The sequence below is a fragment of the Nocardioides sp. Z22_16 genome, assembly GCF_058134365.1.
The window spans coordinates 202,340-214,827 of the sequence record NZ_JBYTTI010000003.1 but is presented as its reverse complement, the minus strand read 5'-3'; the positions used below and the strand labels follow the sequence as shown (position 1 = coordinate 214,827).

Below are 12,488 nucleotides of genomic sequence, written 5' to 3'. Positions count from 1 at the left end.
GACTCGCCCGGTCTGACTCGCCCGCGGCGCCTCGCTCCTACCGCTGCCGGTGGAACCGGTAGTCGCCCGAGGGATGGCGTCTCAGGTCCCAGCCGGGGTCGTGGGCTTTGCGGTGGTGGTGGCCGCAGAGGGGGAGTCCGTTGTCGAGGTCGGTGGGTCCGTGGTTGCCCCAGGAGAGCTGGTGGTGGTGGATCTCGCACCAGGCGAAGGGGCGTTCACAGCCGCCGACGGCGCAGCTGTCGTAGACCAGGGAGAGCGCGCGGCGCTGGGTGAGGGTGTGGAGTCGGGTGAGTCGGCCCAGGTCGAGGGGTTCGGACCGGCTCCCCAGCACGGCGGGGACGAGGCCGGCCTCACAGGCGAGGCGGCGGGCCTCGCCGGCGGTGATGGTGGTGCCGGTGTCGAGCTTGGCGGCGCCGATGCCGGTCAGGAGGGCGTCGAGGTTGAGGGTGACCAGGACGGTGGCTTGGGCGGTGGCCAGGCCGGTGGTGGGGAGGTGCTCGATCAGCTCGCACAGGGCGTGGCCGTGGGTGACCGGGTAGGACTGCGAGGGGGGCGCGGACTCGTCGAGCATGGTCTGACGGGTGCCGTCGGCGGCGTGCTTGGTGGCGAGTCGGCGGGGGGAGGTGAGGTGGCCCAGGACGGTGTGGAGGAGGTTGCCGTGGAGCTCGGGGATGCGGAACTTCCCGGTCCAGGTGCCGTCGCCGTTGTCGTGGAGGGAGAGGAAGGTCTCCCGGTCGGCGCCGTGCTTCTCGCGGGTGAGCATCTTGTGCTCGTGGGCGTCGGCGAGGTCGCGGTCGACGGGGTCGAACATGCGGCGGGCGGCTTGGCGGAGCCTTTTGGCGTTCATCGGCCGGCCGGACCGGTTGGCGTGGCCGGTGGCCTTGCCGACCAGGTGTTCCTCGGCTTGGGCGATCTGGTCGGGGGTGGCGGTCTCGGGGGCTTGTTCGGCGGCCTCGACGATGACGCGGACCTGGTCGGGGCGGAGGTGTCCGGCGGCGAACGCCTCGCGGGTGGCGGCGTACTTGGTCTTGAGCAGCTCCCCGAGTCGCACTCCGGCGGCTTGGGAGGCGCGGGTGGAGCCGAGGAGCCCGGCGAGCCAGGCGTCGGTGCCGGTGGCGGCACCACCGACGTCGGGGTCGTCGGCGACCTGGCGGGCGTCGGCTTCGGCGGAGAGTGCCAGCCGTAGGGCGGTGGCTGCGGACTCGAGCTCGGCGACGGTCTGGAGCACCTGGCCGAGCTCGGTGAGCGCGACGGTGGCCGGGTCGAGGGTGCCCGCGGACCGGACCGCCTCCCGGGCGGCGGCGACGAGTGCCCCGACCCGCGAGGGCACCCCGAACCCAGTGGTGGCACCGGGTGCGGAGGTGGCGGGGCGGGTGGTCGACATGCCCCTACTCAACCGGGGCCCGCCGACACTTCTGCCCCTGACGGACCGCCGGTCTCGAGTCGTGGACATACGTTCGAAAAAGAGCCTAAAACTAGGACGAATGCCCCTCCGGTGCGACCTCGCTACGCTCACCTTCCAACACCACGGAGGCACGATGGGTCGGCAAGGCTCGAAGTCAGTCTGGGTGTGGACCCTCGCGATCTCGACGCTCGTGACCGCGACGAGCGTCCTGGGCCTCGTGGACGCGGATGTCTACGCCGAGGAGACGGAGAACTGGGCCACCCAGGCGCGGGGCCAGGACATCGGCAACCTCATCGCCGTGGCGGTCCTGCTGCTCGGCGCTCATGGCTACTACCGGGGTTCCCACAGAGCCGGCCTGGTGTGGCTCGGCACGCTCTTCTACATGGTCTACGCGTTCCTCGTCTATGCGATGGCCGTCCACTTCAACGAGCTCTTCCTCGTCTACGTGGCCGCGCTCGGGCTGGGCTCCTACGCGATCATCTTCAGTCTCAACGGACTGCGCGCCGAGGACGAGGCCCTGCCCCAGCCCCGGTCGCGCAGTTTGGCGGGCTGGACCTCGATCGCCATCGGCGTGCTTTTCGGGCTGCTCTGGCTCAGTGAGCTGATCCCGGCCACGCTGACTGGGGAGCCGCCGCAGAGCGTGGTCGACGCAGGCCTGTGGGTGAACCCCATCCACGTCATCGACCTGGCCGTCCTGCTGCCCGCGCTCGTCATCGCTGGCATCCAGACGCTGAGAGGGAGGGCCGCGGGCGAGTTCTTCGTCGCGCCCCTGCTCGTGTTCTCCGTGCTGATGGGGACGAGCATTGTGGCCGCCATGGTCCTGATGACCGTCAACGGCTCCGAGGAGACGCTGCCGCCGATGGTGATGGTGGCGGTGATCGTGCTGGTCAGCGCCTTCGCCGCGTGGCGCTATCTGAGGGTCCCGACGAGAGCCCGCTGAGTCGTCACCCGCTCAGTCGGGAGTGACGGCCCGCAGCATGGACTGGGCGAAGACGAACGACGTCCCCACCGGGAGCGCGGTCGTGCTGACGATCGAGAGCCCGCCCTCGGCGGGGTCCCACGCCACCAGGCGGAAGCCGTCGACCCGGCGCCGGATCGCCGCGACGCGGAGCAGGACCGTCCCGTCGTCCGCCACCGCGACGGCGCCCAGTCCCCAGTTGCTGTAGTTGGCGTCGTAGTCCAGCACCGGGAGTCGGAACTGCGGGGTCAGCGTCCGGCGGTCGGCGACCACCACCGAGAACGGCTGGTCGTCGTACGTCGTGCCGACCACGGTGTCCTCGTCGGCCTGGATCCGCATGAGGCGGCCGGTCCGGTCCATGCTCACCTCACGTGGAGCGCCGCCGGCGTAGTCGGTGAGCACATTGGGCTCCGTGAAGTCGGCGCTGGACAGCCAGTCGCCCGCGGGATCCAGGGTCATGGACATCCCGGCGGGGAGGGACATCTCCTCCGCCTCGCCTGAGTCGATCGCCACGGCGTAGCTCTGCGGGCCGCTGCTGAACAGCAGCGTCTCCTCGTCGAGGAACATCCACCCGGCGCCGTCCCAGGGCTCGAACCCGGTGGGCGCCTCCAGCGTCCGGCTGCCGCCCGTGGCCAGGTCGTGCACCGTCACGCGGTAGTCGTACACCCCGACCCTGTGGTCGTAGCCGTAGTGGACCGCGAGCCGGGTGCCCTCGGGACTGAGGCCGATCACGGGGTACCTCCCGTCGATCGGCACCGTGCGCCAGTCGCCGCCCGCGCCGAGCACCTGCGCCAGACCGCCCTGCTCGACCGCCAGGACCCCCACTCCGACCGGGTCGCCACTCAGCGGCGGGGAGGAGGCGGGCGGGTCGATCACCTCCGGGATCGCCGGCGCGATCCGGTCGTCCGCGGCGGGCAGCAGGTCGACCTCGCGCGGGTCCCACTGCGGCCACACCTTCTCCGCGGATGCCGACGCCGACGCCGACGCCGACGCGGAGGCGGAGGCCGAGGCCGACGGCACGCTCGTCGGGGTCCGCCCCGACGGTGCCACAGGCCCGAGCCCCTCCCCGCGGTCGGCGACCTGGAGGCCGACGAGGGTCGTGACCACCAGGGCCGAGGTGACGACCGCGGCGGCAGCCCCCCGCCGGCGGGTACGGCGACGCCTCGCGGTCTCCCAGGCCGCGTGCTCGAGCCGAGGGCTCTCGAGGCGGTCGGTGGCCCGGGCCAACATCTCGCGAAGCTCACTCATGGGGTCCTCCGGTCAGGTCGAGCAGCTCCGGCGCGCCGGTGCGCAACCGGGCCAGGGCGGCGGCGTTCTGGCTCTTGACGGTGCCGAGGCTGACGCCGAGGATCTCGGCCGTCTCGTGCTCGGACAGGTCGTCGAGGTGGCGCAGCACCAGGACCGCCCGCTGGGCCGGGGTGAGCCGCATCAGCGCCCGCCGGATGACGAGGCTGGTGACCGGATCGCTGCTGACCTCCTCAGCCACCGAGTCGTCGGGCACCGCGCCCGTCGTCTCGCGGCGCCGCCGCCGCCACCAGCTGACGTTGTCGTGCACCAGGATCCGGCGGGCGTACGCCGTCGGGTTGCCGTCCCGGAGCCGCGGCCAGCGCAGCGCCACCTTGACCAGCGCCTCCTGGACCAGGTCCTGTGCGCGGTGCAGGTCGCCGGTCAGCAGGTAGGCCGAGCGCAGCAGGGACCGCTGGCACCCGACCGCCCACTCGGTGAACTCCTGGTCATCCACGCGCTGCTCCGCCTCGGGTCGGGACCTGTCCGTGCAACCTGTCACCTTTGGAACGTCGCGGCCACCGCCCCAGGTTGGCGCGACTTCTGCCGGCCCCACGCTCCCCTGGTCACCGCCTCCCACCGTCGCTACCGTGAGAGCGCCGCGGGGGCGCAGAGCGAGGGGATCGCGATGGCGTACGACGAGGAGCTGGCCGAGCGGATCCGGACGGCGGTCGCCGACGCGGCCGGGGTCGAGACGGCCCTCGCCGGGGGCGCCCGCCGCGCCACCATGGGGGAGCGGACCATGGGCGGCGTGGTGCTGGTCTCCGCCGCCGACCTCCCGGACGCCGCCGCCCTGACCGCCTGGGTCGCTCCGGCGGTCGAGCGGGCCCGGGCCAAGGCGCCGAAGCGGCCGCGGAAGAGCTAGTCGCGGGTGGCGCGGGCGACGCCGAGGGCGATCAAGCCCTGGCCGGCGGTGTAGGTCGCCATCACCACCGACCCGAGAGCGGGGTGTGGCGCGCGGAGGGCGAACCGTTCCAGGCCGAGCACCGTGTCGGAGATCAGGAAGAGCGCCGTCCCGGCCTGCAGCGTCCGGCGGGCCTCCACCGGCAACGCGGGGTCGAGCATCCGCGAGCTCGCGAACATCCCCGACAGGATCGTCGCGTAGGCGCCGACCGGGGCCCCCAGCACCGGGTCCCGGCGCCCGGCGACGACGCCCATCACCGGAGCCAGGGTCAGCCAGGCGCCGAGCGCCGCCTTGAGGCCCGTGACGTCGTACTCGCTGCGCTCCCCGCGCACCGAGGCGAAGGCCGCGATGTAGGCGACGTGCGCGCCGAAGAACGACCCGACCCCAGCCAAGAAGGCCCGCTCACCGTGGCCCAGCAGCGCCACGTCCCCACCCCATGAGAGCGCCTGGGCCGCGGCGGTGCCGGTGCGCAGCAGCCGGGTCTCCGGGCGACGGTGACCTCGGGTGCCGGCCAGGAAGGCCGCGGTCAACGCCGGCATCAGCGCCGGCTTGAGCAGGTACCTCGCCCGCCGGGCCGCGGTGCCGCTCCGGCCGGCCGCCACGCTGTCGGCGACCGCGAGGGCGACGTAGGCGGCACCGGGCAGCAGTGTCGTGGGGGAGGGCATGGCGCCCATCCTCGGGGCCGGCGGGTGCGGGCCGCCAGTCGGGGGCCCTCAGAGGACGAAGCGGTAGCCCATCCCCGGCTCGGTGATCAGGTGCCGCGGCCGCGACGGCTGTGCCTCGAGCTTCTTGCGCAGGTTGGCCATGTGGACGCGCAGGTAGTTCGTCTCCTTCTCGTACGCCGGCCCCCACACCGCCTGCAGCAGGTCCCGCTGGCCGACCAGGGCGCCGGGCCGGGCGGCCAGCGTGGCGAGGATGTGCCACTCGATGGGGGTGAGCCGGACCTCCGCCTCCCCGCGCCAGGCGCGCTTCGCCGTCAGGTCGAGGCGCAGGTCGCCGCTCTCCAGCACCGGGTCGGCGGCCGGCACGCGGCGTACGGCGGCGCGGATCCGGGCGAGCAGCTCGTCCATCCCGACGGGCTTGGTGACGTAGTCGTCGGCGCCCGCGTCGAGCGCGGCGACCTTGTCGTGGGAGTCGTGGCGGGCGGAGACGACGATCACCGGCACGGCGCTGGTCCGGCGCAGCCGGGTGAGCACCTCGACCCCGCTGAGGTCGGGGAGGCCGAGGTCGAGCAGCAGCAGGTCGGGGCCGTCCTGGGCGTGGGCCAGCGCCTCGGCGCCGGTGCCGGCGGTGACGACGCCGTAGCCGCGGGCGGTGAGGTTCATCGAGAGCGCGCGGGCCATGGCCGGGTCGTCGTCGACGACGAGGACGGTCGTCACGGCTGGAGCACCGCCTCGCGGGCGGGCTCGGCAGGCGCCGGGCCGGTGGGCAGGTCGAGGACCATGGTGAGGCCGCCGCCCGGGGTGTCCTCGGCGGTGAGCCGGCCGCCCATCGCCTCGGTGAGGCCACGGGCGACCGCCAGGCCGAGGCCGACGCCCTGGGAGCCGGGGACGTCGTCCAGCCGCTGGAAGGGCAGGAAGATCCGCTCCTTCTCCGCGTCGCCGACGCCCGGCCCGTGGTCGACCACGGCGAGCTGCGCGTGGCCCGCGGCATGGCTGGTGCGGACCGTGACCTCGCGGCCGGGCGGGGAGTGACGCAGCGCGTTGTCGACCAGGTTGGCGACCACCCGCTCCAGCAGCCCGCCGTCGGCGCGGACCGGGGGCAGGTCGTCGGCGAACCGCAGCGCCACCGCCTCGCCGCCGGGGAGGTGGGCCAGGGTGCTGCTCACCACGTCGTCGAGGCCGACCTCGTGGGAGGTGGGGCTGACCACCCCGGTCTGGAGACGGCTCAGGTCGAGCAGGTTGGCCAGGATGCCGTGCAGCCGGTCGGTGGAGTCCTCGATGCCGGCCAGCAGCTCGCGGACGTCGTCCTGGGACCACCGCACCTCGTCGTCGCGCAGCCCCGAGACCGCGGCCTTGATGCTGGCCAGCGGGGTCCGCAGGTCGTGGGAGAGCGCGGCGAGCAGCGCGGTGCGCACCCGGTTGCCCTCCCGGAGCCGCTCGACGTCGGCCGACTGGGCGCGCAGCTGCTGGCGTTCGAGGGCGACCGCGAGGTGGGCGGCGAACGCGCTCAGCACGGTCGCCTGGTGGGCGGGGAGCGGGGCGGGGCCGCGCGCGGCGACCACCAGCGTGGGGGAGAGCGCGGCCGTGTCGGTGGCCTCCTCGGGGGTGCGGGGCGGGTCGTCCCCGGCGCCGGCCACCAGCTGCCACCCCCCGTCGCGCCGCAGCAGCGCCACGGCGTCGAGGTCGAACCGCTCCCGGAGCAGGTCGAGGAGGTGGCGAGGGTCATCGTCGCCGCGCATCAGGGCCCGGTTGAGCGCGGTCAGGTCGTCAGCCTCCTGCCGGGCGCGGTGGGCCCGCGCGCCGCGGTGCACGGCGGTGTCGACGACCGAGGCGACCGCGAGGGCGACGACCAGGAAGAGGAGCAGGGAGGCCGCGCCGACCGGCTCCGCGATCGAGAGGGTGTGCTGCGGGGAGGTGAGGAACCAGTTGAGCGAGAGGCTGCCCACCACCGCCCCCGCCACGGCGGGCCACCGGCCGCCGACCAGCGCGCAGACGACGGCGTTGGCCAGCAGCGCCATGGCGCCGACCGCGGCCCCGGCGTCGCCGGCGGAGTCGCTGAGAGCGGCCGCGACGGCCGGCGGGACGGCGAGCGCCAGGAGCAGCCCCGCGAGCACCCGGCCCCGGCCCACCCCGGGCCGTGCCGGGTGCGCCGGCAGCGTCGAGGGGGTGCCGGGCCGCCCCACGACGACCACGTCGACGTCGCCGGCGCTGGACACCAGGCGCTCGCCCACGCCCGGCCGCAGCAGCGCCCGCCACCGGCCGTGCCGGCTGGTGCCGACGACGAGGTGGGTGGCGTCGACGCCGCGGGCCAGGCCCAGCACCGTCTCGACGGGGTCGTCGGCCACCGACTCGTGCCACCGGCCGCCCAGCTCGTCGGTCAGGGCGCGGAGCCGGGCCAGGTCGGCGGCAGGAGCCGCGGGAGGCCGCCCGGTGACGTGGACGACGTGGAGCTCGCCGGCACCGGAGGCGAGCCGCGCGCCGCGGCGCACCAGCGCCTCGCTCCCGGCGGTGCCGGTGACCGCCACCACCACCCGCTGCCGGGTCGCCCAGGTCTCCGAGATGCCGTGCTCGTGCCGGTAGGCCTCCAGGTCCTCGTCGACCCGGTCGGCCAGCCACAGCAGGGCGAGCTCGCGGAGCGCCGCCAGGTTGCCCGGCCGGTAGAACCGGCGCATCGCGGCGTCCACCCGCTCGGGCGGGTGCAGGCTGCCGTGCGCGAGCCGGCGTCGCAGCGCCTCGGGGGTCATGTCGACCAGCTCCACCTGCTCGGCCCCACGGACCACCTCGTCGGGGACCGACTCGCGGCCGCGGAGCCCGGTGACGCCCTCGACCACGTCGGCCAGCGACTCCAGGTGGTGGATGTCGACGCAGGTGACCACGTCGATGCCCGCCTCGAGCAGCTCCTGCACGGCCCGCCACCGCGGCGGGCGGGCGCCGGCCGGGTCGAGGTGGGCGAGATCGTCGACCAGGGCCACCTCCGGCCGGCGGGCCAGCACCCCGGAGGTGTCGAGGTCCCGGGCGCCGGTGGTCGGGTCGACCAGCGGCGGCACGGACTCCAGCCGGGCCGCCAGCGCCAGCACCGGCGACCTGCCGCGCGGCTCGGCCAGCGCGACCACCACGTCGGTGCCGCGGTCACGGCGGCGCGCCCCCTCGCTGAGCAGCGCGTGCGTCTTGCCGACGCCGGGCGCGACCCCGAGATAGACGCGCAGCCGGCCCCGGTCGTGGTTCACCTCACCATTGTCACCGCCGCAGGCCCGGGTGGGCCGATTCTTGACGCTTCCTTGACGGCCGAACCCGTTCTCGACCGGGTCGTGCGGGCCGACGATGAGGGTGACATGAACAGCTCCCCCATCGCCCGTCTCGTCGCCCGTCGCGCCGAGCTCCCCGACGACGAGGTCGCCGCCGCCCGGCGCGCCGGTGGCCGGGTCCTGCCGCCGTCCCGCCAGGTGGGGCTGGGGCGCCGCTCCAAGCGGCTGCTCCTGGGCCGTCGGCTGCGCACCTCCCAGGTCGCCGAGACGCTGCTGCCGAAGCGGATCGCCCTGCCCGTCTTCGCCAGCGACGCCCTCTCGTCGGTGGCCTACGCGCCGGACGAGGTCTTCATCATGCTCGCCATCGCAGGCGTGGCGGCGTACTCCTGGTCGTGGAAGATCGCGCTGGGGGTGGCGCTGGTGCTGCTCGCGGTGGTGACGTCGTACCGGCAGACCGTGCACGCCTACCCGAGCGGTGGCGGCGACTACGAGGTGGCGACCGTCAACCTGGGCCGCAACGCGGGCGTCACCGTGGCCAGCGCGCTGCTGGTCGACTACGTGCTCACCGTCGCGGTCTCGATCTCGTCGGGGGCGCAGTACGCCGCCGCGGCGCTGCCCTTCCTCAGCGGGCACGAGGCGGTCTTCGCCAGCCTGCTGGTGGTGCTGCTGACCGCGATGAACCTGCGCGGCATCCGCGAGTCCGGGGCGTTCTTCGCCGCCCCCACCTACGCCTTCATGCTCGCGATGCTCGGGATGTGCGGCTACGGCCTCGTCCGGTGGGCGACCGGCTCGCTGCCCGAGGTGGAGAGCGCGCACCTGCAGATCGTGCCCGCCGAGGGGTTCGACGAGCCGCTGACCACCCTGGCCCTGCTGCTCCTGCTGGCCCGCGCCTTCTCCTCGGGGTGCGCGGCGCTGACCGGCGTCGAGGCGATCTCCAACGGGGTGCCGGCCTTCCGCAAGCCCAAGAGCCGCAACGCCGCCACCACCTTGCTGCTGCTGGGGCTGATCGCGGTGACGATGATGATGTCGGTCATCCTGCTGGCCCGGCAGATGGGGCTGAGGTACGTCGACCCCCACGAGCTGGACCGGCTCCGGACCGCCGGCGGGCAGCCGCTGCCGGGCGACTACGACCAGCACACGGTGATCGCGCAGATCGCCGACGCGCTCTTCGCCGACTTCCCGCCCGGCTTCTACCTGGTGGTCTCGATGACCGGGGTGATCCTGGTGCTGGCCGCCAACACCGCCTTCAACGGCTTCCCGGTGCTGGGCTCGATCCTGGCCGCCGACGGGTACGCCCCCCGGGCACTCGGCTCGCGCGGCGACCGGCTCGCCTACAGCAACGGCATCGTCTTCCTGGCGGTGATGGCGATCGTGCTGATCCTGGCCTTCGACGCCGAGACCACCCGGCTGATCCAGCTCTACATCGTCGGCGTCTTCGTCTCCTTCAACCTCAGCCAGCTCGGGATGATCCGGCACTGGACGAGGAAGCTGCGCACCGAGACGGATCCGGCCGCCCGGCGGACGATGGTGAGGTCGCGGGCGATCAACTGCGTCGGGCTCTGCTTCACCGCCGTCGTGCTGGTGATCGTGCTGGTCACGAAGTTCCTGGCAGGCGCCTGGATCACCATCCTGGCGATGGGGATCTTCTTCCTCCTGATGCGCGGCATCCGCCGGCACTACGACCGGGTGGCGGGCGAGCTCGAGACGACCGCCGAGGACGCCGTGCTGCCCACCCGGGTGCACGCCATCGTGCTGGTCGACAAGCTCCACAAGGCGACGCTGCGGGCGATCGCCTTCGCCAAGGCGTCGCGGCCCAACGTGCTGGAGGCGATCCACGTGGGCAGCGACCAGGGCGCGGTCGAGCGGCTGCTCGGCGAGTGGGACTCCCGTGACTTCGGCGTGCCGCTGAAGGTGCTCTACTCGCCCTACCGCGAGCTGATCGGCCCGATCGTGGAGTACGCCGCCGAGATCCGGCGCACCAGCCCGCGCGGCGTGGTCGCGGTCTACATCCCGGAGTACGTGGTGGGCCGGTGGTGGGAGCAGCTGCTGCACAACCAGACCGCCCTGCGGATCAAGGGACGACTCCTCTTCACCCCCGGCGTGATGGTCATCTCGGTGCCCTACCAGCTCAGCTCGTCCCGCCACGCCCTCACCCGCAAGCGGCGGGAGACCCGCCGGATCCAGGCCGGCGACGTGCGCCGCGGGCGGGTCCCCGGGGGCGAGGAGTGAGTCAGCGCCGCTCCATCCGGCGCTCGGCCGGTCCGTCGGCCGGAGCTGTGTCGACCGGACCCGTGTCGACGAACCCGGCGCGCGCGTAGGCCGCCCGGGCCCGCAGGTTGTCGTCGCGGACCGTCAGGAAAGTGGTGCGGCCCTGCTCCTCGGCCCACCCGACGACCGCCTTGATCAGCGTCGCCGCCACCCCCGTCCCGCGAGCCTCGGGGGCGACCCACATCGAGATCAGCTCCACCGCGCTGTCGCCGTCGGGCGCGCCGCTGGCCACGCCGACCACCCGGTCGCCGTCACGAGCGAGGAGGGTGAGCGGGACGTCGACGAGCCGCGCCCGCCACCGCCCCTCGGGGGCGTCGGCCCAGTCGTCGTACCGGGACCCGAAGGCGCCCGGGGAGTCGCGCAGCGACGCCAGCCGCACCTCCCGGAACTCCTCCCACTGGTCGGCGCCGATCGGCACGACCTCCACCGCCCGCAGGATCTCGTTGGTGAACCAGCCACCCCGGCTCCCACCCCGGTCCCGGCTGCTGACCACGAGGCCCGCCGCCAGGTCGAGGGCGAGGTCGACGCCGTCGGGCAGCTCGCCCGGCGCAGGCGTCCACTCCTCGCCGAGCTCGAGTCGCTGGGAGATCTCGGAGAGGACCAGGGGGCAGCAGGAGCAGACCGGGTCGTAGCCGTCCACGGCGTGGGCCACGAAGGCGACGACAGGGCGTCCGAAGAGCTCCTCGAGCCGGATGTCGGTGATCTCGACGCCCGCGCTCAGCTCGTGGGGGTCGAGCATCGCCGACCACTGGTAGTTGGTGGCGTAGGGCTCCAGGGGGCGCACCTCCCACGACGAGGGGGGCGCTCCGCGCTCGTGGAGGGCGTGGCCGTCGTCGAGGTCGACGCCGTCCAGCTCGCCGTGACGGAGGGTGGCACGCACGTTCACCCAGTCCGAGCGGTGCACCAGCTCCAGCTCCGCCCAGCGGGCGTGCGCTTGGCGCGCGAGGCGCCGTACGTCGTCGGGGGTCACGGGTAGGGCGGTAGGGGACTAGGAGTCGGTGGGCCTCGCACCCGGGAGCTCCCGGGTGCGGATGAGCTCTGCCGCGATGTGGCGCAGCTTGACGTTCTGCGTCGAGGAGAGGCGGGTGAGCAGGGCGAACGCGCGCTGCGCATCCACGTCGTACCGCTCCATCACCAGGCCGCAGGCCTGGCCGATCAGGGCGCGTGAGTCGAGGGCGCTCTCGAACTGATCGAGCTTCTGCGCCGCGAGCACCGCGAGGGCGATGTGGGCGGCGAGCGCCAAGCCCTCGGCCTTGTCCTCGGCGTCGAACGCGTCGGCCTGGGTCGAGTACATGCTCAGGGCCCCGACGATGTCCTTGAGGGTGAACAGCCGGAAGGTCAGGACGCAGCGGGCCCCGGTCGTCTCGGTGAGCCGGGGGCCCCAGTTGGGCCACCGGTGCTCGGCGGCGAGGTCGGGGACGTAGACCGTGTCCACCTCCCACAGGGTGTGCAGGGCCGGCCCCTCCCCGAGCTCCTGCTGCAGCCGGTCGCCGGTGGCGGCGATGTCGTCGGTGGCCGCGGGGGTCTCCACCCGCTTCTTGCCGTACACGAGCGAGATGCTCGCCGAGTCGCATGCCGTGACGTTCCGCACGAGCAGCTCCACGGCGTGCTTGACGGTCGCGGCCGGGTCGCCCTGGTCCTGCAGCTCGCGGGCGGCGGAGGCCATCCGCTCCGACACTGGCTCGTCTCTGTGGCCCATAAGAAGTCACTATCCCATCTATGGCTCGACGCGGCGCTCCCGGCGACCTGTGCGGCCCCCCGG

11 protein-coding genes are annotated in these 12,488 nt (G+C 73.9%); 3 read left to right on the top strand and 8 right to left on the bottom strand.

What is annotated here, in order from left to right; translation table 11 throughout:
- Positions 1-37: 37 nt before the first annotated feature.
- Entirely contained in the window at positions 38-1,384 is a 1,347-nt protein-coding gene (locus AC3X7R_RS09385; protein WP_489965368.1) for an HNH endonuclease signature motif containing protein, read from the bottom strand.
- A gap of 184 nt (positions 1,385-1,568) precedes the next feature.
- On the opposite strand from AC3X7R_RS09385, the gene AC3X7R_RS09380 reads away from it, so the two are divergent.
- The gene (locus AC3X7R_RS09380; protein ID WP_489965367.1) at positions 1,569-2,345 is read left to right on the top strand and encodes a hypothetical protein; all 777 of its coding nucleotides are present in this window, start codon (positions 1,569-1,571) and stop codon (positions 2,343-2,345) included.
- 12 nt (positions 2,346-2,357) lie between these two features.
- Here AC3X7R_RS09380 and AC3X7R_RS09375 read toward each other — a convergent pair whose 3' ends face one another.
- Together AC3X7R_RS09375 and AC3X7R_RS09370 are read right to left on the bottom strand one after the other, a co-directional pair.
- Entirely contained in the window at positions 2,358-3,611 is a 1,254-nt protein-coding gene (locus AC3X7R_RS09375) for a hypothetical protein (protein ID WP_489965366.1), read from the bottom strand.
- Positions 3,604-4,104, bottom strand: a complete 501-nt coding sequence (locus AC3X7R_RS09370; RefSeq protein ID WP_489965365.1) for a SigE family RNA polymerase sigma factor — start codon at positions 4,102-4,104, stop codon at positions 3,604-3,606. Before AC3X7R_RS09370 ends, AC3X7R_RS09375 begins: the two co-directional genes overlap by 8 nt.
- 171 nt (positions 4,105-4,275) lie before the next feature.
- On the opposite strand from AC3X7R_RS09370, the gene AC3X7R_RS09365 reads away from it, so the two are divergent.
- Complete coding sequence (locus tag AC3X7R_RS09365) at positions 4,276-4,512, top strand: hypothetical protein (protein ID WP_489965364.1); 237 nt, start codon at positions 4,276-4,278, stop codon at positions 4,510-4,512.
- On the opposite strand, the gene AC3X7R_RS09360 is transcribed toward AC3X7R_RS09365, so the two are convergent.
- Genes AC3X7R_RS09360 through AC3X7R_RS09350 form a run of 3 tightly spaced genes read right to left on the bottom strand, consistent with a single transcriptional unit; the run spans position 4,509 to position 8,440 of the window.
- Positions 4,509-5,216 (bottom strand): lysoplasmalogenase, encoded by a 708-nt coding sequence (locus tag AC3X7R_RS09360; RefSeq protein ID WP_489965362.1) that lies wholly within the window; start codon positions 5,214-5,216, stop codon positions 4,509-4,511. The genes AC3X7R_RS09365 and AC3X7R_RS09360 overlap by 4 nt on opposite strands.
- A gap of 48 nt (positions 5,217-5,264) precedes the next feature.
- Entirely contained in the window at positions 5,265-5,930 is a 666-nt protein-coding gene (locus tag AC3X7R_RS09355) for a response regulator (protein WP_489965361.1), read from the bottom strand.
- Entirely contained in the window at positions 5,927-8,440 is a 2,514-nt protein-coding gene (locus AC3X7R_RS09350; protein WP_489965360.1) for an ATP-binding protein, read from the bottom strand. The genes AC3X7R_RS09355 and AC3X7R_RS09350 overlap by 4 nt, the downstream gene beginning before the upstream one ends.
- Before the next feature lie 105 nt (positions 8,441-8,545).
- On the opposite strand from AC3X7R_RS09350, the gene AC3X7R_RS09345 reads away from it, so the two are divergent.
- The gene (locus tag AC3X7R_RS09345; RefSeq protein ID WP_489965359.1) at positions 8,546-10,687 is read left to right on the top strand and encodes an APC family permease; all 2,142 of its coding nucleotides are present in this window, start codon (positions 8,546-8,548) and stop codon (positions 10,685-10,687) included.
- A gap of 1 nt (position 10,688) precedes the next feature.
- On the opposite strand, the gene AC3X7R_RS09340 is transcribed toward AC3X7R_RS09345, so the two are convergent.
- Positions 10,689-11,696 (bottom strand): GNAT family N-acetyltransferase, encoded by a 1,008-nt coding sequence (locus AC3X7R_RS09340; protein ID WP_489965358.1) that lies wholly within the window; start codon positions 11,694-11,696, stop codon positions 10,689-10,691.
- An 18-nt stretch (positions 11,697-11,714) separates the two neighbouring features.
- Positions 11,715-12,392, bottom strand: a complete 678-nt coding sequence (locus tag AC3X7R_RS09335; protein ID WP_489965356.1) for an ANTAR domain-containing protein — start codon at positions 12,390-12,392, stop codon at positions 11,715-11,717.
- Between the last annotated feature and the right edge of the window lie 96 nt (positions 12,393-12,488).